Annotated in this window: 28 protein-coding genes and 1 pseudogene; 12 read left to right on the top strand and 17 right to left on the bottom strand. The window is 37.3% G+C overall.

The window, feature by feature from the left end; translation table 11 throughout:
* Window positions 1-92: 92 nt before the first annotated feature.
* Both QRN68_RS00060 and QRN68_RS00065 read right to left on the bottom strand, forming a co-directional pair.
* The gene (locus tag QRN68_RS00060) at window positions 93-359 is read right to left on the bottom strand and encodes a YqkE family protein (RefSeq protein ID WP_285394480.1); all 267 of its coding nucleotides are present in this window, start codon (window positions 357-359) and stop codon (window positions 93-95) included.
* Between the two features lie 24 nt (window positions 360-383).
* Window positions 384-1,568, bottom strand: coding sequence for an acetyl-CoA C-acetyltransferase (locus tag QRN68_RS00065; protein ID WP_285394481.1), 1,185 nt, complete (start codon window positions 1,566-1,568; stop codon window positions 384-386).
* Between the two features lie 217 nt (window positions 1,569-1,785).
* Between QRN68_RS00065 and QRN68_RS00070 the strand changes: the two genes are divergently transcribed.
* On the top strand, window positions 1,786-2,757 hold the full coding sequence (locus QRN68_RS00070) for an alpha/beta hydrolase (protein WP_285394483.1): 972 nt from the start codon (window positions 1,786-1,788) through the stop codon (window positions 2,755-2,757).
* Window positions 2,758-2,807: 50 nt separating this feature from the next.
* On the opposite strand, the gene QRN68_RS00075 is transcribed toward QRN68_RS00070, so the two are convergent.
* The 3 genes from QRN68_RS00075 to sirA form a co-directional block, all read right to left on the bottom strand.
* Entirely contained in the window at window positions 2,808-3,278 is a 471-nt protein-coding gene (locus QRN68_RS00075; protein WP_285394484.1) for an S-ribosylhomocysteine lyase, read from the bottom strand.
* A 154-nt stretch (window positions 3,279-3,432) separates the two neighbouring features.
* Window positions 3,433-3,651: a YneF family protein gene (locus tag QRN68_RS00080; RefSeq protein WP_068983024.1), complete on the bottom strand. Its 219-nt coding sequence runs from the start codon at window positions 3,649-3,651 to the stop codon at window positions 3,433-3,435.
* Window positions 3,652-3,751: 100 nt separating this feature from the next.
* Window positions 3,752-4,177 carry a sporulation inhibitor of replication protein SirA gene (sirA, locus tag QRN68_RS00085; RefSeq protein WP_053594363.1) on the bottom strand — a complete coding sequence of 142 codons (426 nt, stop codon included), beginning with the start codon at window positions 4,175-4,177 and terminating at the stop codon, window positions 3,752-3,754.
* Between the two features lie 309 nt (window positions 4,178-4,486).
* Between sirA and QRN68_RS00090 the strand changes: the two genes are divergently transcribed.
* From QRN68_RS00090 to QRN68_RS00115, 6 genes are all read left to right on the top strand, one after another.
* Window positions 4,487-4,840: a lmo0954 family membrane protein gene (locus QRN68_RS00090; protein ID WP_285394485.1), complete on the top strand. Its 354-nt coding sequence runs from the start codon at window positions 4,487-4,489 to the stop codon at window positions 4,838-4,840.
* 15 nt (window positions 4,841-4,855) lie between these two features.
* The gene (locus QRN68_RS00095; protein WP_285394486.1) at window positions 4,856-5,494 is read left to right on the top strand and encodes a PspA/IM30 family protein; all 639 of its coding nucleotides are present in this window, start codon (window positions 4,856-4,858) and stop codon (window positions 5,492-5,494) included.
* Window positions 5,495-5,596: 102 nt separating this feature from the next.
* Window positions 5,597-6,289, top strand: a complete 693-nt coding sequence (gene liaF / locus QRN68_RS00100) for a cell wall-active antibiotics response protein LiaF (protein WP_285394488.1) — start codon at window positions 5,597-5,599, stop codon at window positions 6,287-6,289.
* Complete coding sequence (locus QRN68_RS00105; RefSeq protein WP_285394489.1) at window positions 6,286-7,323, top strand: sensor histidine kinase; 1,038 nt, start codon at window positions 6,286-6,288, stop codon at window positions 7,321-7,323. Before liaF ends, QRN68_RS00105 begins: the two co-directional genes overlap by 4 nt.
* Complete coding sequence (locus QRN68_RS00110) at window positions 7,298-7,930, top strand: response regulator transcription factor (RefSeq protein WP_285394490.1); 633 nt, start codon at window positions 7,298-7,300, stop codon at window positions 7,928-7,930. Before QRN68_RS00105 ends, QRN68_RS00110 begins: the two co-directional genes overlap by 26 nt.
* Before the next feature lie 76 nt (window positions 7,931-8,006).
* Window positions 8,007-8,261 (top strand): hypothetical protein, encoded by a 255-nt coding sequence (locus QRN68_RS00115; RefSeq protein ID WP_285394492.1) that lies wholly within the window; start codon window positions 8,007-8,009, stop codon window positions 8,259-8,261.
* Here QRN68_RS00115 and QRN68_RS00120 read toward each other — a convergent pair.
* Entirely contained in the window at window positions 8,245-8,904 is a 660-nt protein-coding gene (locus QRN68_RS00120; protein ID WP_285394493.1) for an HAD family hydrolase, read from the bottom strand. The genes QRN68_RS00115 and QRN68_RS00120 overlap by 17 nt on opposite strands.
* A 13-nt stretch (window positions 8,905-8,917) precedes the next feature.
* Window positions 8,918-9,907 carry a serine hydrolase domain-containing protein gene (locus QRN68_RS00125; RefSeq protein ID WP_285394494.1) on the bottom strand — a complete coding sequence of 330 codons (990 nt, stop codon included), beginning with the start codon at window positions 9,905-9,907 and terminating at the stop codon, window positions 8,918-8,920.
* A gap of 133 nt (window positions 9,908-10,040) precedes the next feature.
* Here QRN68_RS00125 and QRN68_RS00130 point away from each other — a divergent pair, with 133 nt between their 5' ends.
* Entirely contained in the window at window positions 10,041-10,388 is a 348-nt protein-coding gene (locus tag QRN68_RS00130) for a hypothetical protein (protein ID WP_285394496.1), read from the top strand.
* Window positions 10,389-10,418: 30 nt separating this feature from the next.
* Here QRN68_RS00130 and tkt read toward each other — a convergent pair whose 3' ends face one another.
* From tkt to QRN68_RS00150, 4 genes and pseudogenes are all read right to left on the bottom strand, one after another.
* Window positions 10,419-12,413, bottom strand: a complete 1,995-nt coding sequence (gene tkt / locus QRN68_RS00135) for a transketolase (protein ID WP_285394497.1) — start codon at window positions 12,411-12,413, stop codon at window positions 10,419-10,421.
* A 126-nt stretch (window positions 12,414-12,539) separates the two neighbouring features.
* On the bottom strand, window positions 12,540-12,773 hold the full coding sequence (locus QRN68_RS00140; RefSeq protein ID WP_285394498.1) for a DUF896 domain-containing protein: 234 nt from the start codon (window positions 12,771-12,773) through the stop codon (window positions 12,540-12,542).
* Window positions 12,774-13,391: 618 nt separating this feature from the next.
* Window positions 13,392-13,730, bottom strand: a pseudogene (locus QRN68_RS00145) (metal ABC transporter permease); the annotation flags it as partial.
* 58 nt (window positions 13,731-13,788) lie between these two features.
* Window positions 13,789-14,412: a CPBP family intramembrane glutamic endopeptidase gene (locus tag QRN68_RS00150; protein WP_285394499.1), complete on the bottom strand. Its 624-nt coding sequence runs from the start codon at window positions 14,410-14,412 to the stop codon at window positions 13,789-13,791.
* Window positions 14,413-14,594: 182 nt separating this feature from the next.
* On the opposite strand from QRN68_RS00150, the gene QRN68_RS00155 reads away from it, so the two are divergent.
* The 3 genes from QRN68_RS00155 (at window position 14,595) to QRN68_RS00165 (ending at window position 16,168) form a co-directional block, all read left to right on the top strand.
* A complete protein-coding gene (locus tag QRN68_RS00155; protein ID WP_285394501.1) occupies window positions 14,595-15,047 on the top strand; it encodes a LytTR family DNA-binding domain-containing protein in 453 nt (150 codons plus the stop codon).
* Between the two features lie 5 nt (window positions 15,048-15,052).
* Window positions 15,053-15,490 (top strand): DUF3021 domain-containing protein, encoded by a 438-nt coding sequence (locus tag QRN68_RS00160; protein WP_285394502.1) that lies wholly within the window; start codon window positions 15,053-15,055, stop codon window positions 15,488-15,490.
* Between the two features lie 165 nt (window positions 15,491-15,655).
* On the top strand, window positions 15,656-16,168 hold the full coding sequence (locus tag QRN68_RS00165; RefSeq protein WP_285394503.1) for a GNAT family N-acetyltransferase: 513 nt from the start codon (window positions 15,656-15,658) through the stop codon (window positions 16,166-16,168).
* Between the two features lie 126 nt (window positions 16,169-16,294).
* On the opposite strand, the gene QRN68_RS00170 is transcribed toward QRN68_RS00165, so the two are convergent.
* Window positions 16,295-16,957, bottom strand: a complete 663-nt coding sequence (locus tag QRN68_RS00170) for a YneB family resolvase-like protein (protein ID WP_285394504.1) — start codon at window positions 16,955-16,957, stop codon at window positions 16,295-16,297.
* Entirely contained in the window at window positions 16,954-17,268 is a 315-nt protein-coding gene (yneA, locus tag QRN68_RS00175; protein WP_285394505.1) for a cell division suppressor protein YneA, read from the bottom strand. Before yneA ends, QRN68_RS00170 begins: the two co-directional genes overlap by 4 nt.
* Before the next feature lie 161 nt (window positions 17,269-17,429).
* Between yneA and lexA the strand changes: the two genes are divergently transcribed.
* Window positions 17,430-18,047, top strand: a complete 618-nt coding sequence (lexA, locus tag QRN68_RS00180) for a transcriptional repressor LexA (RefSeq protein ID WP_285394507.1) — start codon at window positions 17,430-17,432, stop codon at window positions 18,045-18,047.
* 244 nt (window positions 18,048-18,291) lie between these two features.
* Here lexA and QRN68_RS00185 read toward each other — a convergent pair whose 3' ends face one another.
* The 4 genes from QRN68_RS00185 to QRN68_RS00200 form a co-directional block, all read right to left on the bottom strand.
* On the bottom strand, window positions 18,292-19,014 hold the full coding sequence (locus QRN68_RS00185; protein WP_285394508.1) for a gamma-glutamyl-gamma-aminobutyrate hydrolase family protein: 723 nt from the start codon (window positions 19,012-19,014) through the stop codon (window positions 18,292-18,294).
* A gap of 34 nt (window positions 19,015-19,048) precedes the next feature.
* Window positions 19,049-19,801: a prepilin peptidase gene (locus QRN68_RS00190; RefSeq protein ID WP_285394509.1), complete on the bottom strand. Its 753-nt coding sequence runs from the start codon at window positions 19,799-19,801 to the stop codon at window positions 19,049-19,051.
* 336 nt (window positions 19,802-20,137) lie between these two features.
* Window positions 20,138-22,255, bottom strand: coding sequence for a DUF2339 domain-containing protein (locus QRN68_RS00195; protein WP_285394510.1), 2,118 nt, complete (start codon window positions 22,253-22,255; stop codon window positions 20,138-20,140).
* Between the two features lie 91 nt (window positions 22,256-22,346).
* Window positions 22,347-22,598 carry a phage holin gene (locus QRN68_RS00200; RefSeq protein ID WP_285394511.1) on the bottom strand — a complete coding sequence of 84 codons (252 nt, stop codon included), beginning with the start codon at window positions 22,596-22,598 and terminating at the stop codon, window positions 22,347-22,349.
* Between the last annotated feature and the right edge of the window lie 287 nt (window positions 22,599-22,885).

Raw genomic sequence — 22,885 nt, forward strand, 5'->3', positions numbered from 1 at the left:
CGGGGTTCGGGACTTACACCCTATAGTTCATACGCATGCCGGGCGCACCAAAAAAACAGTGAATCCGCAAAATTTGGATTCACTGTTTTTCTTTAAAATTTTGAGCCTTTATCGCCGTATTCGTTTAGAAGTTCTTCAAACGATTTGTTTTTTTCGCGTTGTTTGCGTTCAAAAGCTAGTTTTGCTTGGCGCTCTTCTTCGGCGGCCTGCTCTTTCGCTGTTAAATCTTGTTTTGCAGCTTTTAATTTGGCAAGTACGTCACCGCCAAGCTGATCCGCTAATGTAAGGGCATCCTGCTTTGGTAGGTTGGCTGTCATGCCATCATTTGCGTGTTGCTGCTGTTTGCGTTTCTTTCCCATTTGTAATTCACCTTCTTATCGACTTCACGGGCGCTTGATAACTGTTGCTACGCCTTGCCCTCCACCGATACATAGTGTTGCGAGACCTGTTTTTGCATCACGCTTTTCCATCTCATGTAAAAGCGTTACTAAAATACGTGCTCCACTTGCACCAATTGGGTGACCAAGAGCGATTGCTCCCCCGTTGACATTTAGTTTATCATGATTAAAGCCTAGTTCGCGATCTACAGCAATAGATTGAGCTGCAAATGCTTCATTTGCTTCAATTAAATCTATATTTTCTAACGTCACATCAGCCTTTGCCAATGCTTTCTTTACTGCCGTTACAGGACCAGTTCCCATAATAGCTGGGTCAACACCCGCGCTTGCATTCGCTGTAATTAATGCCATTGGTTGAATGCCGAGCTCTTCCGCTTTTTCTTTCGACATCACAACAACAGCTGCTGCACCATCGTTAATGCCAGATGCATTTGCTGCTGTCACAGAGCCTTCCTTTTTAAAGGCAGGACGTAGTTTAGATAGAGACTCAGCTGTAACGCCTTGACGCGGGAATTCATCTTTTTCGAAAACAATAGGATCTCCCTTGCGCTGAGGAATTTCAACTGCTACGATTTCATCATTAAACTTCCCTGCTGCAATCGCCGCTTCCGCACGCTGTTGTGAACGTGCTGCAAAAGCGTCTTGTTCTTCTCGAGAAACCTCATAGGCATCACATAAATTTTCTGCTGTCATACCCATATGATAATCATTAAATGCACACCACAATCCGTCATGAATCATCGTATCGACTACCTTTTGATCCCCCATGCGGAAGCCTTCTCGTGCATTTTTTAATACATACGGTGCTTGGCTCATATTTTCAAAGCCACCTGCAACGATAATATCCGCATCACCTGCTAAAATAGCCTGTGACGCTAAGTGAACTGCTTTTAGTCCTGAGCCACATACTTTATTAATCGTTAACGCAGATACTTCATGTGGTAAGCCTGCTGTAATCGCTGCTTGACGAGCTGGATTTTGACCAAGTCCAGCCGATAAGACATTCCCCATAATGACCTCGTCGACTTGTTCACCTGCTACGCCAGCACGTGCTAATGCTTCTTTAATAACAATACTCCCTAATTTTGTCGCTGGTACGTCCTTTAATGTTCCTTGGAATGAACCAATAGCTGTACGTACAGCACTCACTATTACAACCTCTTTTGACATCACTTTTCTCCCCTTTTCCCCGTTCAAAATCAACACTGCATGCATATGCTACTAGCAGATATATATATTTTAACAAATATTTTGACGATTTTCGATAGATAGAAATAATCGCACTTTTGCCAAAGATATTGTAAAATGTTGACGTGTTTTAAACAATCTCAGTTGGGAACATTACAAGTAAGAAAAATGGATACACAGGACGTTGGAGGTGTTAATAATGAAAAAGAAAATGCTTTTATTTTCAGGTATAACGACGACGCTTGCCGCAGCAGCAACAGGTCTGTTTGGCTTCGCGCTTTCCAATAAATTAATGTACATTAAGCAAAAGGATCCTGAATTTGTTCGTGAACGTGAAACGACTGCTAAACGTTTTGATGAAGCTTGGTACAATAAAAATTTAAAATGCGAATTAAATATTGACTCTCCTAATGGTTATACGATTCGTGGTATTATGTTTCAACCATTAGAAACAAATAATACAATCATCATTTGCCACGGGGTAACAGAAAATAAAATCAACTCCGTTAAATATGCCCGACTTTTTGAACGACTTGGCTACAATTCCGTTATTTTTGATCATCGTAGACATGGGGAGACAGGTGGGAAAACAACTAGCTACGGCTATTATGAAAAAAATGACCTTGACGCAGTTGTTAAAACTGTAAAAGCTATGATTGGGGAAAACGCCATTCTTGGTATTCATGGTGAATCGATGGGTGCCGCAACAATGCTACTATATGCAGGAACTGTAGAAGACGGTGCGGATTTCTATATTTCTGATTGTGCGTTTTCTGACTTTTCAATGCTGCTTAAACAAATTGCGAAGACAGAATTTAAATATGGCTCGATTATTCCAATTCGATTTGCAGATTTCTTTATTCGTTTGCGTGACGGCTATTCCTTTAAAAGTGTGACACCTGCTGAGGCTGTGACAAATATTGAAAAGCCCGTGCTCTTTATCCATAGTATTCCAGATACATTCATTCCGGCTTCCATGTCACTGGACTTATACCATAAAAAGACTGGACCAAAGAAACTGAAGCTATTTGATAACGGTGCTCATGCACAGTCCTTTAATGAAAATATGGCTGAATACGAGGATTTAATTCATGACTTTTTAGAAAATTTTATCTATCAAAAAATCAGTCGTGATTCTTCTTCGTCCAATGTCATTCCATTTCATTTTTAATGCATATGAAAAACCTTGCGAGCAATGGCGCAAGGTTTTTCCAATTGTTTTTATTCTGCAAAAACGATATGCCATTCATCACGTTTCGCTAAAAATTCTTTGGCCAACGCTTGCGCACCTTCCAGACTATGGCTCGCTGCCCACCCGCATTGAACTTCATTGCACGCAGGTACTGCAGTGGCTTTTGTTACGTCTATAAATGTTTTTTCCAAAATATTTAATAAATCTTCATAATCATTGTGATTTATAAGCGCTACATAGAAGCCTGTTTGGCAACCCATTGGACTGAAATCGACAATATGATCAGAGTAATTACGGATAATATCAGCCGATAAATGCTCTAAGGAATGTAATGCAGGCATTTCCATATGCTCTTTATTGGGCTGTTTAAAGCGAATATCATATTTGTATACTTCATCGCCATTTTTTCCTGTTTTCACACCTGCTAATCGTACATACGGTGCTTTTACTTTCGTATGATCTAAATCAAAGCTTTCAACATTTGTTTTTGCTTTCTGCAATGCACACAACTCCTTTATTTAGATTATTTCCATTATAACGAGTTTTCCGGTGGAATTGTATGATTTTTGCGAATTATTTAAATGGTTCGTAAATTAAAAAATGCAAAAAAACAACTAGCCAAGGCTTGGACTAGTTGCTCTTTAAAAATTCCTACTATTTTTGGAATTTATTCATTTGTGTCATCATTTGACGTACTTGCTTTTCAGACGGCGTACGACCCATTTGCGCCATCATCATACGAATCATTTGTTCGTTAATTGGTGGGTTTTCTTTTAAATATTTCATCATAGCTTTACGTGCGAAATAGAAACCAAGTGCTGCGCCCGCTGCTAACGCGATAATTACAATAATAATCCAGCCCCATGTAGGCATACAACCAACCTCCTCCACTACAATATACCGAGAAAAAAACTCTCCACGCTCCATTATACACCAAATTTTAGCGTGTTACTATATATTGTAGCGAATTTTCCTAATGCATTGTATACTTCATCGGCTTTAACCACCCACACTCATTATCTTGTTTATTAAAAGCAATAAAACGTTCGCTCATTTTCGCAAGCATCTGAAATAGATCCAAATCGAGCATGCGTGATCCTTCGCAATAGACACAAATTTTGCGTTCCACTAAATAAATAGCCATCTTTCCCTTTATAGGATGTTCTAAAAATAAAGCATTACGAGCCCTTTCTAAATGTGCATACTTGGAATCTAGTTGCGCCTCTAGCATAGCAGCAATCTCATCGAAGCGAACGGTTTCACATATATATGCAAGCTCTTTTAAGGATTTCTCGTTAGCATCTTCACAGCCTTGCATCATTTCTAATAACTTTCGCTCTCTGCCAAAAATAAACGTTAAATGCTCTTCTTTTATTTTATATATGGAATAGGTTCTCACTAGAAATCCTCCTTCGCTCATTTCTTTTTCATAAGTATAGCTCATCCAAACTCTTTAATTTGTCAAACGAAGGAGGCCTTCATCTTCTATTTTTGTCGAAAACTTTCTACTTTCGGTTCTATCAATTACTTTATGGCATAATGAGTCCCATTAGACATCACATGTTCTATTTCCCTGAATTTGAACCTCTTTTATAGCAGCTTAGAATATACTCAGCCTCAAGACCTAGAGCAAAATCAATTTCCAGTCCGTTTTAGAAGAGCTTTCTAATAGGTAAAATAAAAGTACAAACGAAAGGAGCTAGAACATATGAGAAAATTTCTTTTATTTACAGGAGGCTTCATCGCAGCATGTGTTGCACTTGCCTTAGTTGGACCACTAGCAGGTTTACTATTTTCTGGTTTATTTGTAGCGCTTGGCATGCACTTCTACATTGCAAGCAAGTCAACATTCGGCAAAATCATTTGGTTTACAGTTGGTCTGATGGGTGTTCTATCAGCAATATCTAATATCCCAGCTATGGTTGGTTTAGCGGCAATCGCTATCATCTATGTTATCTGCAAAAAATGGAATAACGAAGATGTAAAAATTCCAACGATTGAAGCGAAAGAAGAAGATCCGTTTACAAACTTTGAAAAAGAATGGTCAAACTTAACAAAATAAAAGGAGCGAATTTAAATGAACTTATTTCAACGTTTTAAATATACAATAGAGGCAGATTTACATCATGTATTTGATAAGAAGGAACAAAAAAATCCAATTGCGATGTTAAACCAATACATTCGTGAGGCAGAAAAACAAACAGAGCAAACAGGAAAATTATTAGAGCGTCAAGGTCAGCTAAAAGAAAAACTAGAGCAGGAGTTTAAGCAAAACGCAGATTTACTTGCAAAACGTGAGTCTCAATTAAAATTAGCGACTACTAGCGGTGAGCAAGATTTAATCGACTTCGCAACTGACGAAGTAGCTGCTTACACAGCACGTAACAACACATTACAAGCTAGTATTGAAGCAAGCACACGCGAATACTTTGAGCTTGAGCGCAAATTCGAAACAATGAAGCACAAAATTAAAGACATGAAAGTGCGTCAATTACAGCTTATGGGCAAAGAAAACGTGACACGTGCGCACCATCAAATGGACGGCATGATTGCTAAAAATAATAAAACGAACTTCGAGGATTTAGAATCTTATATCGATAAGCTTGCTTATCAAATCGACAAAGATCATGAAGTAACATCTTTCGAGACTCGTCTTGCACAGTTAGAAAAAAATGCAGCAGAAGAAAACGCACCACTGCTAATTGAAAATAAATAACATGTTATAATGAAAGAAATGCGCCATATTTAGAGGCGCATTCTTTCACGTTTTGATATAGAGGGACCCATTCCCTCTCTTATACTCTTAGTAGAAAGAAGGGTGACCCTCTTGCAAAATTTCACAACTAATAAGCTCACATTTTGGGTACTGTGCTTCTTTTTACTCGTTTTTGTGGAGCTCACAATTTTTAACAACGGTGGTGCCTTTTGTTTATTGATTGGAGCCGGACTGCTTTATTTAAGTTTCTCAAAAAAAGTTCGTTTCTTTAAATGGACGGGGATTTTCTTTATCGCAATCGCACTCTTTACAATGTGGAGTTTACGCTTCTTTATCGTCATTATTCTCTTATATATGCTCTATCAATACTTGCAAAGAGAAAACGAACCAAAAGTTGTTGGTTTGGAGCTTTTCGAAAAGCTTCCCGCTACAAAAAACGAATTATTCGGTACAATGCCTGCACCTGTAGAAGCCTATAAATGGCAAGATGTACAAATTCAGCGACTTGCCGGTGACATTACGATTGATACAACACAAACTATTTTACCAGCTGGCACAAGTCTCATTACGATTCGCCAAGGTATTGGTAAGGTGCAAGTTTATATTCCATACGAAATTCCATTCCGTTTACAATACACAACATTGTTTGGTGAATTGAAATGTCTACATGTTGGGCCACAACGCATACTCAATGAAAGTGTAAGTTTCTCAGATGGAAACCCCGAAGATGCGAAGCGTACATTAGTTATACATGTTGCAACATGGCTCGGGGACTTGGAGGTGCTACGTAAATGATTGCCTTTATCTCAAGATTATTTACGCTATTTTTCATTTTATTGAGTGCTGCATTTGGACTCCTTGTCGCTCTCTGGGGCGAGCCGAATGAAAAAATATGGGGGCCATTATGGCAGCAGAATTATAATAATATACCACTTGGCGGTTATATTGCCATCTGTCTTTTTGCGATTAGTTTACTGATTGCAAGCTGGATTAGTATGACTGCCCGCGCAAGAGAAGCTCAGGCAACCCGCATTGTGAAGCAATTAGTTGAACCTGATTTTGTATTACCTAAAAAACAGCCTTTACCAAAACCTTTGAAAAAAGCTTTAGTTCAAACAAGCGAGTTAATCGACACTCAACGCAAAAGCCTACAGCGCTTATCCAATGAACGTGCAGAAGCTAACGATAAAATTATTCAAGAACGAATTATTGCTGAACGACAACGCCTTGCTCGTGAGCTTCATGATTCTGTATCGCAGCAATTATTCGCAGCTTCGATGTTACTTTCCGCTTTAACGGAAACTGATGAAAATGCAACAAGCCTAAAGCAGGTCGAAAAAATTGTGCAACAGGCACAGCTTGAAATGCGCGCATTATTATTACATTTACGACCTGTAGCTTTGCATAATAAAACACTTGCACAAGGTCTTGAGGAGCTAATTATTGAGCTGCAGCAAAAAGTATTTTTTCATATTGAATATGAGCTTGAGGAAATGGCGTTATCTAAAGCGGAGGAGGATCATTTATTCCGTATTGCACAGGAGGCGTTATCGAATACGCTGCGCCATGCCAAAGCGAGCGAAGTTGAATTACTGCTCGTTGCACGCGATGATTTAGCGATTTTACGTATTCAAGACAATGGCCTCGGCTTTGATGTCGAAGCCGATAAATCTACTTCTTATGGACTGCAAAATATCGCTGAACGTGCTGTAGAGATTGGCTGCACATACAAAATTGTATCCGTGCCTGGTGAAGGTACAATTGTAGAGGTGAAAATTCCACTACTTAAGGAGGAAGAAGTGAATGATTCAAGTGTTAATAGTGGATGACCACGAAATGGTGCGTATCGGTGTTTCTGCCTATTTATCAGCACAACCAGATATTACTGTCGTAGGTGAAGCTGAAAATGGTAAAGAGGCAGTAGAACGTGCTCTTGCCCTACGTCCAGACATTATTTTAATGGATAATGTCATGCCAATCATGACAGGAGCTGAGGCGACAGCTGAAATTTTAGCAGCCTGGCCAGAGGCAAAAATTATGATGGTTACAAGTTTTCTAGATGACGACAAAGTCTATCCTGCATTAGAGGCTGGTGCTGTCAGCTATATTTTAAAAACTTCAAATGCAAAGCAAATAGCTGATGCCATTCGCAAAACGATGGGTGGCGAAACTGTTTTAGAGCCAGAAGTAACATCAAAAATGATGCATCGCATGCGCCATGGCAATAGCACCCCACTTTACGAGCAGCTTACCGATCGTGAAATGGAAGTATTACTGCTTATGGCTAAGGGCAAAGCGAATCAGGAAATCGCCGATGACCTATACATTGCCTTAAAGACTGTAAAAACACATGTCAGCAATATTTTAGCGAAGCTTGATGTTCAAGATCGCACACAAGCGGTAGTCTATGCTTTTCAAAATGGGCTAGCGAAGTAAATTTTTAGTGTACTGCTACATTTGATGTGTATGGTTTATCAGCGTTATCAGAGATTCTGCTAGGGTTTCAGCGGTTTTGGCACTTTTATCAGCGATTCTTCCTAGGTTATCAGCGATTTTGGCACTTTTATCAGCGATTCTTCCTGAGTTATCAGCGATTTTGGCACTTTTATCAGCGATTCTTCCTGAGTTATCAGCGATATTTGCACTTTTATCAGCGATTCTTCCTAGGTTATCAGCGGTTTCTGCTCTTTTATCAGCGATTCAAAAAAAATACGAAACTACATTTTCAGACAATGCAGTTTCGTATTTTTTTAACCTAATCTATTAATAATTTCTTTAAGCTCATTTACACTGTTAACTATGTATGTTGCTTTCGCATCAGTTAGTTCTTCAAGCGAGCCATAGCCATATGTCACACCGATTGAAGCAATTTGATTTTCATGTGCCCCAATGATATCGTATTTTCGATCTCCAATCATTATAAATTGATCGATATTCACTTCATTAAAATGTTCGCGTACAAATGCGATTATTTCTCCTTTTGCTGAACGAGTACCATCTAGATTACTACCTGCGACAAAGTCAAAAAATTGTTCAAGATTGAAATATCGTAAAATTTGTTCAGCAAATACGGTTGGCTTAGATGTCGCAATTGCTAATATGTATCCCTGCTCCTTTAAATTGGCTAACAAGGCTGGGATATTTTCGTACAGTTTATTCTCAAACATCCCTCTTTCCGTGAATCGTTCTCGGTAATCGCTAATAGCTTGCTTAATTTGCGCATCATTAAATCCATAAATTTCATGAAAAGATACTTGTAATGGTGGTCCTATAAAACTTTCAAGTTCATCTAAATTACTTACTTCGATACCTGCCTTTTGTAATGCGTATTGAACCGATTTCGTTATCCCTATTTTCGGATCAGATAATGTTCCGTCTAAATCAAATAAAACAACGCTATATTTTTTCATAACTAGCTCTCCTTTAATTGTTAAAGTATTGATATACTGTTGAACCAAAATCGTGAATATCTTTGATGTAATCAAACCCTTCTGGTGAACCAAAGCTATTAAACCCTCGAACTGCTACAATATTTTCTTCCGGAATTACCAATAATGCAACACTTGTATAACCTAGTAGTTGAAAACTCCCTCTTGGTAATAATGGACTTATTTCTGTAATCCCTTCTCTCTGTTGAGGCTGAATAAACCAGAAAAAGCCGTTAGTTGGCAAGTTTTTTGGTTTAGAATCCGGGGATTGAATTGTCGTTAATAACTGTATGATTTCTTCAGGTATCATTTGTTTCCCATGTATTTTCCCTTTATCAAGATGCACTTGCCCCCACTTAGCTAGCTCTCTTAATGAGCAATACATATTCATTTTGCTGCCATCACATACATCACTTTCATACCAAAACGGACTATCATTATGTATTACTTCTATATGCTGTTCGGTTTTTTCACTGAACCAATTTGTTTCAGTAAAAGACAATATCTGAAATATTTGCTCATCTACAATTTCTGCAATAGTTTTTCCAGTTACTTTTATTATAACTTTGGCAAGTAAATCTATATTGATATCTCGATATGCCCAATTACAGCCTGCTTTAAATTCTCTAATTATTTTTTCATTTTGCCAACGTAAACCGTGTGTATGTGTTAGTAAATGTCTAATTGAAACGTTCCCAAAAATTTCTTCATTCCCCAAATAATCACTTAGTTTATCATCTATCGAGGCAATACAGTTATGATAAATCGCATATGCTACAGCAAAACCAACATAACTCTTACGAACAGAAGCAAGATGAAAAAGAGTATGTGGTCCAACCTTTTTTTCTCCTTTTTGTTGTCCTTGTACACCAAAATATTCTTCTAGTACGGTTTGACCATGTTTATTAATAATAACTCCGCCACCTGTACAATCTAATTCTGAGAAAGTTTTCTTTACTTGTGCAAGTATAGTTTGTAGCTTCATCTTAAATACCCCTTGTCTACTCTATAAATACTCATTACTATAGTATATCAAATGGAAATTAATACTATATAAGTTTTTTAATCCACGTAACCTTTTATTACCAAAAACGTTATTATTTTTAAGGAGGGGTTGTGTGGATACTCGATTTACTTATAAGCATTTCGTAAATGAAAATACGTTTTCACTTCTTGATCCGATTTTTGAAGCTACTCTACTTTTCGCTGTTTTACTACTTATTATTGTGATTATAAAAAAAGTATCTATTTGGTTTTGTTTACTTTTTGCAAGCCTATCAGTCATTGTCACTGGTCAGCTTCTTTGGTTTAGTGGGATTATTGTTGAAGAGCTAAACATTGGAGGAAGTTCCAAGGACTTTTACTATTTTGTTGCTATACTCCTCATTCATTGTGCAGCAATTTGGATTTCTTTAATGAAGTCTTCTAAACGTGAAAAAATACCGCAGCACTCAGTGGAGATTTAATTCCCACTGAGTATTGCGGCATTTTATTAATTATAGAGCTTTTACTTTCGCTACAACATTTTCTACTGTAAATCCGTATTTTTCCATTACTAATTCACCTGGTGCAGAAGCGCCGAACTTGTCAATTGCAAGAACGTCCCCTTGAAAACCAGTGTATTTATGCCAGCCGAATGACGCGCCCATTTCAATTGCAAGACGTTTTGTTACAGCTTTTGGAAGAACAGATTCTTTGTAAGCTGCGTCTTGTTTTTCGAAGCGATCCATAGATGGCATTGAAACAACTGCCACATCCATGCCTTCCGCTTTTAGTGCTTTTTGTGCTTCAACTGCAAGTGAAACCTCAGAGCCTGTTGCAATTAAAATGGCATCTGCCACTTCTTTTGTAGCAGGAGATACTGTATAAGCACCTTTTGTAACACCTTCACGTACTGTATCAATAGATGCGTCAAGAACAGGTAAGTTTTGACGAGATAATACTAAAACAGTTGGTGTTTTTTCAGATGCTACTGCCAGCTCCCATGCAACTGCTGATTCATTTGCATCAGCTGGACGAACAACAGATAAATTTGGCATTGCACGTAAAGATGCAAGGTGTTCGATTGGTTCATGCGTTGGACCATCTTCCCCTACAGCAATTGAGTCATGTGTAAATACATAAGTAACAGGAAGACCCATTAATGCAGAAAGACGTACAGCTGGACGAACATAATCAGAGAATACGAAGAATGTACCACCGAATACGTTTAGACCACCGTGAAGTGCCATACCGTTCATAGCAGCACCCATTGCAAATTCACGTACACCGAACCAAATATTACGGCCAGCATAATCATCTGCAGAGAAATCTCCAGCGTCTTTCATCGTTGTTTTGTTTGAGCCAGCCAGGTCAGCTGAACCACCGAAGAATGATGGTGTTTTCTTCGCAATTGCATTGATTGCATCTCCAGAAGAAGAACGAGTTGCTACTGATTTACCTACTTCATAAACTGGTAATTCTGAAGCGAAATCTTCCGGTAATTGACCATTCATCGCGTTTTCAAATTGCGCTGCTAATTCTGGGAACTCTTGCTTATATGCTTCAAACTTAGCATTCCAAGCTTCTTCTGGTTGTGCTCCTTGAGCTTCAGCAGCAGTATTAAATGTATCGTATACTTCAGCAGGAATTTGGAATGGCTCGTGCGCCCATTCATAAGTTGCTTTTGTTAAAACGACCTCATCTTGACCTAGTGGTGCACCGTGAGAAGCAGCTTTACCTGATTTATTTGGTGAACCAAAACCGATAACAGTTTTCACTTCGATAAGTGTTGGCTTGCCAGTTGATTTTTTAGCTTCTTCGATAGCTGCGTTAATTGCTTCAACATCTGTACCATCAGCAACTTTTAAATAGTTCCAGCCATAAGATTCAAAACGTTTTTGTACGTTTTCTGAGAATGACTTTTCTAAGTCACCATCTAAAGAAATATCATTAGAATCGTAAAGCACGATTAATTTTTCAAGCTTTAAGTGACCTGCTAAAGAGATAGCCTCAGCTGCCACACCTTCCATTAAATCGCCATCGCCACAAAGTGCGAATGTATAGTGATCAACGATGTCATGTCCTGGTTTATTGTAAGTAGCTGCTAAATGACGTTCAGCCATTGCCATACCAACTGTCATAGCAATACCTTGACCTAGAGGACCTGTTGTTGCCTCTACCCCAACAGTATGACCATATTCAGGATGTCCTGGAGTTAATGAATCCCATTGACGGAAGTTTTGAATTTCTTCCATTGGTAAGCCGTAGCCACCAAGATGAAGTAGGCTATATAGAAGCATAGAGCCGTGACCTGCAGAAAGTACAAAACGATCGCGGTTATACCATTTTGGATTTGCCGGATTATGGCGAAGTTGTTTTGTCCAAAGCGTATAAGCCATTGGCGCTGCCCCCATCGGTAAACCTGGGTGACCTGAATTTGCTTTTTCAATTGCATCGATTGACAAAGTTCGGATAGCATTAATCGCTAGTTGATCCGCATGTTGAGTCATTATGTTGTGACATCCTTTCTCGTCCTATATATTGTTCTTCTACAGTTTAGTCAACATTGCTTCAGAAAACAATGTTTTTGTTATACTATTAACGTTTTATTACATACTTTATGGAAATGTGTCACATTAATTTAGAAATTTATTTTTTTTCGCTTGTTTTACTTTTTCTGGTGTTACATCATTTCCTTCAGGATCTACCACTTTGACGTTTTCAATTGTATCACGCATCGTTGCTCTAAATGTATCTAGATATTCCTTACGAAGCGCTGTTCGTTCTTTAGCTTCTGCCTCTGTTAATGTACCATTTTTAGACTTAGCAGAAAGTTCATTGATTCGGTTAATTTTTTCCTTTGATAACATAGTTACACACCTTTCAGTACATATCTTAATGAATATGGTATGCAAAGTATAGCATGTATTCCCTTAAAATGCAGTTATACCAACCTTTCTAGCATCAGTTTATTCTTAAAGATACTACAAGGCAATGAATGAAAAAGTATGTTTTTGGGGCTAATTGGAACTGTTGCTGAATTAATAGCTGTTTCATTAATGTTTAAAATACTTTTTTATTAAACAAAAACCACCCATCACGGAGTAGTCATTTTTATGGATTATTTAACGAAAGCACCAGATAGTTTTTAATCCCATTATTGCTTATAAATGAAGAAAATATTTTATATAGGAGCATTGTCTACATTAATACTAACTGCATGTAGTGAGGATGAAGCTGTGTGTCTAAAGAAGAAGCTCCAGCTAGTGAGCAAAAAGAAGCTAAAGAAAAAACTGTAAATGCTTATACTGATGAGGTTTCTGAGAAAAAAACCTATCGATGAAGCAGCTAAGGAGCTTCATACAAAATATAGACCGTATGATGAATAAACAAAAAAACAAGCACCCACTTTTTAACGGGCGCCTGGTCAATTATTTTATATGGTTAACACGCTGTTGATTTCTTTTCCATCAAACGATGTTTCTATTTTACATAATTTCTAATTTACTTACGAGTGATTTTCTTCGACGCTCGGCGATTTTTTGACCTACTACTGTTGTTTCCATCATCCCTGCAATGGACGTATCCCAAAGCTTCGCTAAATAATAACCTATTACCGAAGCTGAAGCCCCAAACAGCATGCTATACAAAAACATTTGTTTAATCGTTTTGCTTATTAAATAGGAAGTAGCAGCTGGCCCTATTAACATAGCGACAACTAAAATCGCACCAACACTATCAAATGCAGCAACAGTTGTAAAGGAAATCGTTGTCATGAAGCCATAATGTAGAAAAATAACAGGAATGCCGATAGAGGCGGCATAAACTAGGATTCGATAACTTTCTATACTGATCTACTAACCTTCCCCTTACCAATAGGACAAATTACTTTAGTTTACTATCCCATTTTCCAGATACAGCAGATAACATTAACCATGGTTCAATCACCATATTAATTAACATATGAGCTACGATTGGAGCGAAGGTACTTCTTCCAGTCATAATATAAAGCATCGCGAGAAGACTTCCTAAAATTGTAGTAGATAGTATAACAGGTAAGGCAATCTTCCAATCCCCTCTCAAAAGTACCCATACACCGTGAGCAATTCCAAATACTATCCCAGAAATTAGTATTTGCGTTAAATCTGAAAATGCATTCGTTAATAAGTATTCCATAAGTAAATGTCTAAAAATCACTTCTTCTACGATCCCCGTCACAATAGCGATCCATATACCGATTACTTTTAGCCAAGACATAGTAAATACATGTGCTTTTACAAAAGGTAATGCAATAATTGTATAGGCAATGTATCCCACTATAATAAAAAGCGTAAAAATCCATAAAAATATGTTTGAAAACACATCTCTCTTATAACCAATTAGATTTTCAATAAAACCTTCAGGATTATTGAAAAACCAAAAAATTATACTGGCTGTCAGCATAGTTGCAATAGTTATTAATATCCAACCAGTTTTATTTCTTTCACTTGAAGTAGTTAACTCACTCATAATAGCCCTAGCCTCCTAATCATGAACTTCCAAATACTTGTTTTCTGAACTCAATATAACGATTGAAAAGTATGCCAACAACATGTTTGGAGTAACATGTCGTTATGGTTGTGTAAGATGCCTTTTCCAAAGAATAACCTGCCTTTTCCAAAACGCTGTATATGCTATAATTTTTTTGAGAGGTGATAAATCTGAAAATAGAAATAAAAATAGATTCAGAGTATGAAGAGCCACACGTAACAATATATACAGCTGAACTTACGCCTACGATACAAGCTGCTATTTCTTTATTACAACAAGAAAAAGAAGAGCAAATTTTAACAGGAATCGCAAATAATAAAACATATATCATTGATCCAAATTCAATAATTGTTATTCGAACGGAAGGAAGAGAATTAGCTTTATATGATGAAGATGATCATCGTCTTATTTTGAGTAAACCTTTATATGAATTAGAGCGACAATTAGGGAGTAATTTTATACGGATTTCTAAATCAGCCATTATAAATCTCACAAAAATTAAAAATATTGAAGCTTCATTTAATGGAACAATGGAAATTGAGCTAGCTTTGGGAATTAAAGAAGTGATTTCTCGCAATTATCGAAAGCAATTTAAAAAGCGTTTGGGGGTCTAGGATAGATGCATTTTTTAAAAAATGTCGCATTTGGTGTAAGTATGGGCTGTACAGTTTTTGTTTTTATTAATCTTTTAGGTTATTGGACTCTTGGAAATATTTTTTTGGAAGCTGTTATGGCTAATTTTACACAACACGTTTTAGGTTCAATTATTGTAGGAATTGCTTGTGCATTACCTTCATATTTCTATCAAGTGGAACGTTTAACATTTTTACAACAAATAGCTATCCATTTTGCAATTTCTGTAAGTACATTTATTGTTGTTGCTTTATTTTTAAATTGGCTCCCAACATCATCTATCGGAATGACTCTGTTCACATTATTGCTTGGTGTTTTACTTTTCACTCTTATTTGGCTGCTATTTTATGTTTATAACCTATCTGAAGCGAAAAAAATGAATATTAAAATTGATGAGCTGATAAATAAGGATAATGCCCAATAATATTTTTATAAATCCGATCGATTCAAAACTCCTCCCATCATAGCCTCAAATGCTCCAAATAAACATTTACAATAAATACCACATAATACATGATTTTTTGAAGTCAGAAGTGTAAACTAATTTATAGGGGTCAAAAGATCAATTTACGCTTGGGGGAAAATGAAATTGTTTATTAAAACGAAAAGATTAATTATAAGAGAATTTGAGGTTCAAGATTGGCAAGCTGTCTATGAATATACTTCAGATTCAAATGTGATGAAATACATTCCAGAGGGAGTTTTTAATGAGGAGGAAGCAAGAAAGTTTGTTTCAGAAAATAGCGGTGATAAAGCAAAATACTTCCCTGTTGTTTTACTAAATAACAATATTGTCATTGGTCATATTGTTTTCCATCCATGTTTTGGTGACCATACGTATGAAATTGGTTGGGTATTTAATCCGAACTATTACAATAATGGATATGCCTCTGAAGCTGCAGAAGCTGTACTGGACTATGGATTCAAGGAAATGAAGCTTCATAGAATTATTGCAACATGCCAGCCAGAAAATATCGGATCCTATCGAGTGATGGAAAAAATCGGTATGAGACGCGAAGGTTATTTTAAAAAATGTATTCCTAACGGAGATGAGTGGTGGGATGAATACTACTATGCTGTCTTAGATGAGGAATGGGCATAACTAGTTCTTTATACTATAGTTAATTGATTATGGTGGAATCCGCCACTTCTCTGCATTACCTCAATCTTAGCTATTTAAAGTAAAAATCAGTGGGATGACTAAGCTCCCACTGATTGATACGTCACTTTATTTGCTATTAATCTCTTGATGTTCCCGATATCTCCTATGGACAGTTGCTTTGCTTACATCAAAGCCTAGACCTCTTAGTGTTACGGCAATTTCCTCAAAAGTGAAGCCTCGGTTACGTAGCTTAATAATCTCTTCTACAGGTACATCCTTACGTTCTTGACCATTAGGATTTCCACGATTTGATAAATTGTTTTCAGGACGATAGCCATTTTCAACGGCACGACGCATGCCACGACGTATTTTAGCATTATGAATTCTGCGTTGGTACTCCTCTACGATCGCTAAAATTTCTAGGAGCATCGTATCCATTTCATTTAATTGTACAGGGCCCTCGTCTCGCATAGAAAAAACATCCGTTTCAGTTTTTTGTAATAAATGCAATACTGCCATTCTAGCATTTCCACGTCCTAAGCGTGTCTCATCCTGTACAAATAATGCTTTAACTTCTTTTTCTTTAATAAAGTCGAGCATTTCAAGTAAGCCATCACGTTCCACATCATAGCCACTATGCTTATCCCTAAAAACGTTCTTCACTTCGTAGCCCTGCTCTTTAGCATAGCGCATCAACTCCTCTTGTTGACGTTCAAGCGAGGAACTTTGTGTCTCTTTTTCTGTACTCACACGGCAATAGACAACAGCCGATTGTAGTGTATTTATCATTTTTCATTTCTCGCAATTTCAATTGAATTTATGGGTTTGGACTGGTCACCCACTACTGGAATCACTAGGGATTTACCTGCAATAATATCAACGTTTGATAATTCATTTTCTGCTTTCACAAGCTTAATCCAATCATCCGTTTTCATTTTACCAGAGTATTGTTCAGCTAACGACCATAAACTATCACCATGTTCGATTTCAATTTCAGTGTAAGTAACATTGCCTGGATCTGTTATAAAAAGATATGCTGCAAATAGTAGACTTGCCCCTAATAAAGTAGTAATATGTGGATTTTTCTTTAACCAGTTCATAATCATAACCCCTTTTAGAATATTTGTTCGGAATATATGTTCTCATAATAATGCGAACAAACGTTTTTGTCAAACACTTTTCGAACCTATGTTTGCTTAAGTGTTCGCATTCTGTTATACTACTAATAAGTAGAATGATTAGAAAAAAGAGGTGAGCAATCATGAAAAAAGTTTCGAAAAGACAAGAAGCCATATTAGAGTTCATCAAAGAAGAAGTGCGCACAAAGGGGTATCCACCATCAGTACGTGAGATTGGTGAAGCAGTTGGACTTGCTTCAAGCTCAACAGTTCATGGACATTTAGCTCGTTTAGAACAAAAGGGCTTCATTCGTCGAGACCCAACTAAACCACGGGCTATTGAAATCCTAGAGCCAGAGGATTCTATTCAAAAGCAACATGTTATACATGTCCCACTTGTTGGGAAGGTTACAGCAGGTTCTCCGATAACTGCTATTGAAAATATCGATGAGTATTTCCCACTTCCAGATATTTATGGTACAAGTGAAGATCAGTTATTTATGCTAGAAATTATGGGTGAATCAATGATTGAAGCTGGCATCTTAGATGGAGATTTAGTCATTGTTAAACAAAGAGCAACGGCTAATAATGGTGATATTGTCGTAGCAATGACTGCAGAGGATGAAGCCACTGTAAAGCGTTTCTTCAAGGAAAAAAATCATTTTCGTTTACAGCCTGAAAACGCAACAATGGAGCCGATTATCGTAGACCAAGTTTCTATTTTGGGGCAAGTTGTTGGTCTCTATCGTCGTGTACACTAAAAGCATCTCCATTTTCAAGTATTAAAAGAGGATTTTATGTTCATAAAAGAGCATATACCTCTTTTTCTTATCCATTTTTTTAATGGAACAAAACTAAAAAAGAATCCACTTTAAAATGGATTCCTTACTCTTTGCAATATCTTTAGTTAAGCCTATCCCCATAATGTAGTGTTGATTTCTTCTTGGCGTAATTGCGTTCGGATTTTGAATTGTACCCGCAAATTCATTCCTTCAATATAAAGCTTTATGCCTCTACCTTGAATTTCAAGCTTGCCTTTACAAATGCAGAGAATAATTTCTTCGATGCTTCATCTCCTGCCATAGCTAGCTCTTCTGGATGCCACTGTACGCCCAAACAAAATGGTAAATCTTCGTGTACTACCGCTTCAACGATACCATCGCTTGATTTTGCCACCACTTTCAATTTTTCCGCTACTATATTTAAGGCCTGATGATGAAATGAATTCACAGCAATTTTCTCTTCCTCAATAATCGTTGTTAATAAAGTATCAGGTGTAACATGAACATAATGTGTAGCAACGCCTCGAGCCGCTTGTTGCATGTGCTTTAATAATTTACGACTATGATATTCGCTCTCAATATCCTGATAGATCGTACCTCCAAACGCAACATTGAGCATTTGAATCCCTCGACAGATACCAAAAATCGGCATTTTCCGAATATAGGCCGCTTCAATTAAGGCAAGCTCCACTGAATCTCTTTCCGGATGAACTTTCCCTAATTTTGGTGTAGGTTCTGCACCAAAGCGAAATGGATGCACATCATGTCCACCCGAAAGTAATAATCCGTCTGTCAATGATAAAATTTGTGCTACATCCTCTTCTACGCCAAGCGGAATTATAAGTGGAATACCGCCAGCTTCAATGACACTTTTGCTGTAGGCGGCATTCAATCTTGAGGACAAATCATCCTCCGCAAAGGCCGTTATACCAATAACTGATTTCACATTATCCCCTCCAAAAATCCACAAAATTTACTACTTACCAAAATTCAAGATACCAATTCATCAACGCAGCTCCATAAAAATAGACAATGATAGCTGCTAGCGCAATAGATGGTCCAAATGGTATAGGCGTTTTCCTTCCCTGCCCGCGTACCTTTAACACCACTATCCCAACAATCATGCCAATCACGGCTGCTAAAAATAGTGTCAGAAGTGTATGTATTGTGCCAAGTACGAGACCAAGTAAAAAGAATAATTTAATATCGCCCCCGCCCATACCACCTCTTGATAAGGCAGCAATACTATATAATATGCCAAAACCTACGACAGCACCAACGAAACTATCCCACCACGGAGACAAAGGCGATATTAAGCGTCCAATAATTAGTAATGGTAAAAAGAATAAAAGTATTTTATCGGGAATAAGCATATACGCAAAATCCGATACGACAATAATCACTAATAATGAAATCAATAATAGTGCTACGAAAAATTCTATACTAAAGCCTAATTTCCAATAAGCCAAGGCAAATAATATGCCTGTTATAAGTTCCATCAACGGGTAAATCCAAGAAATTTTTTGACCACAGCTACGGCATTTCCCACCTAAAAATACGTAAGACAAAACAGGTACCAAATCAAGCGCGGTCAACTGTCTCTTACAATGAGTGCAATGCGAGGGTGGACGGACAATGGACTCCTTTAATGGTACTCGTAAGCCAACTACATTAAAAAAAGAGCCAAGAACGAACCCAAAAAGTAAAACGATAATTGTATAAGCCATCTCCATTTTTAAGTCCTCCTATACCAATAGACGCCCATACATTTGAAGTATGCGCGCCATCTAAATTATTGTTGTCCTTCTAAAACAGTTCCTGTTCTTCTAGTATTGATAAAGTTAATTATATCAGTTTTCATCACACGCTCCACGCTCTAATTTTTCGATTTCTTATCCGCCGGAGGTTTTAGGCCAACACTCAGTCGTTGCCATAGGACGTGGCGTTCTTTGACTGAGTTCCTCTATTTCAGCGGATGTTTGGTACACCCGCTTTCTAACAACTTCACATATTCATAATGAAAATAGCCTATTAGAAAATGCTTCTAACAGGCTATTTTTCCATCTCTATTATTTTTTCAACAACCGTCCCGACAGTAGCAACCCAATTCCACCAACCGTTATAAACAGTATTGCTCTGATTAGTAAATCAAGGGCTGACAAATCGAAGAATATAAGCTTTATAAAAGCAAAAACTAAGATGATAAAGCCAGTTATGCGTAGTACTCGTAAGTGACGAGCTGAGCTAAGCCATAGCGAAACGCTTGCTGTAAGGAATAATGTGATAGTAGAGAGCGCAATACTTAGCTTCCAATCAAGTATACTGTTGTATGAAAGCTGGAATAGTATACTCCTAACAACTAACATCGTAAGCACTACGCCTGTAGTTACAATTGGGTCTAAAAGTTTCTCCATTTGACCTTGATAGATTTGATAAATGCGCCCCTTCATTAGTAAATCGACGGTAATTGCTACGATAACAGCAAGATACACGATTTTTGTCACTATATTTAACCATTCGATACCATGCATATTGTACGGCATAGCTGTAAGCATTAGTGTGAATAGAAGGAAAAATACACTAAGGGCTGGCGTTAATGCACGCCCTTTATATTTTATTGGTACTAGAAGCGATCCGACAAATAATAAAGCGAGAACTATACACGTCAGATGCGTAATATTACTAACACCTGCAAAATACGTGACATCAATCTTTCCAATATAAGCTAAGAAATAACCAGTTGTGATAACAGCTAACATATCGATCACATACATATCTTTCATAAACTGTTCAAATACAGTCAGTGTTTCTTTTGGACGTCTCGCATATATATAAATAATCAGGAGATATATTCCAGGCATCATCAAGCTCGCATGACCTATGCTGAAAAAAGGTGATGGCTCATGAATAAGAAAGCTTACAGCGAGTGCAATCATAAATAAAAATGAGCTGATAACCTTCATTATATTTGCTCGTAAACGTAAACTCATCATAACGCCTGCAAAGGTAATGAACGGGATCAATAAATGATCCACTGTCCCTGGTAAATTCATAACTAGTAGCGTATTAAATAGTGTAATAAATGCGAGTGTTACGGCACTATCAAATGCCTCCTGCCATTTTTGCTTATAGCCATAACCCGCTAAAACTGCAAATAAGCCAACTAACACGAGTAATAATGCTTCTCCATGCTCAATGGGTCTAATGATAAAGTTCATGAGCAATAAACTAAATGCTCCAAGACTAAATTTGAATCCAACATGAATATATTTCCACGAAGACTCTACATCATATAAACGGCACCAGCTCGTGTAAAAAATAGATAGAACAATAAGCAAACCTATTGCAAAAACAGCTTGATTGTCATTATTCATAAACGCTTCAATACTGATAGCTAACACAGAGAAAAAGGTTGCAATATATAATGCCAATCTTTGTTTGTGTTGATAGATGACAAACTGTAGCATCGTAAACAGTACGATTACATAAATTAAGATAATAACAGGACTAAAATCCATATATTCTAGTAAATAAGGTAGAAATAGTGAGGTGAACGCTACAAATACTGTTAGTACCTCATTTTTCTTTAAATAGCTTATAGCAATACCATAACCAATATAAACAACGGCAATAATAAGTGCCGACGTTAAACCTATGATTTCATATAATATCGCACTTGCGGCTGTTGTTAATATTCCAACAATAAATGCCCCGCCGTATAAAGAAATTGTTATGGCTGGTGATCCTACTTTTCTATGCTCCAACACATAAGCTATTGCAGCTAAGGCAAGCGATAATGCATAGGCGAGGATGATTTTAACTTCGTTCGATAAATAGCCATAATCACTCACAAGCTTGAGACCCCAAAGCACCCCCATCACTAAAATTACCATAAATACTTTTGGTAATGCCCACATAATTCGCTCCTCTAGCGTTCGCTGTGGCTGTACCTTTTTTTCTGGAGCTTGCATTGTTTTGGGCTTTGGATTCGGATCTGGCTTTGGAATCGAATTTGGCTTTAGGTTTTGCGCTGGTTTTGGCGTAGATTGCTCAATTATGGATTTTTCGACATTCAGTGTACTTGCTTTTCCAACAGATTGTTGACGCTTTAAGTCCTCTAACTCCTGCCGTAAATCCATCATTTCGTGCTCGAGTTTAGCAATCCTCTGCTCCATTTCAAGCGACATTCAATCATCCTCCCCACTTTGTTATTTTTTCAATATTATAACATATTTCTTGTTGTTGTAAAATTACACTTTTGATTTATTTTTACCTTCTTTATCTAGGTCTTCGATACATTAAAGCACGTTCACTATCACTGGTTCCCCGTGTAGTCGGATCTACGACAACCCCCATTAAAACGAAAATTGATAAAACGGTATTTAAGATGGTTGTTAGCTGTTCACTCATCGCACTCATTAAATCATAGCCAAATATAGCTGCTACTTGTTGTGCGAGTAAAAAAATCAATGAAAATAGAGACAGTAAAAATGGTTTATGCATAAGACGGATCTTCCAGTTAATTCTCATAAACGCTCACCTCCCCCCTTCTCACCCACAGTATATGCTCCGTGATTGCATGGCACATATGCAAAAATGGAGCTATAGACATGGAATTGGAGGGATTTTTTTTAATATTTTTTGATGTAAGAGTTTCATCAAAGATTGTCTTTATTCCCACTGAGATTACCCGTGAAAAGTGATATTCTCACCTATAAAATACTCATATGATATAAGGTAAAAATTTTCAATCTTATAAATCAATGAGTTTTACTACGAATGCGATACTCATATAAATAGTTAGGGTCAATCTTGCT

This window comes from Lysinibacillus sp. fls2-241-R2A-57 (assembly GCF_030209535.1).
In the GTDB taxonomy this organism is placed as follows: domain Bacteria; phylum Bacillota; class Bacilli; order Bacillales_A; family Planococcaceae; genus Lysinibacillus.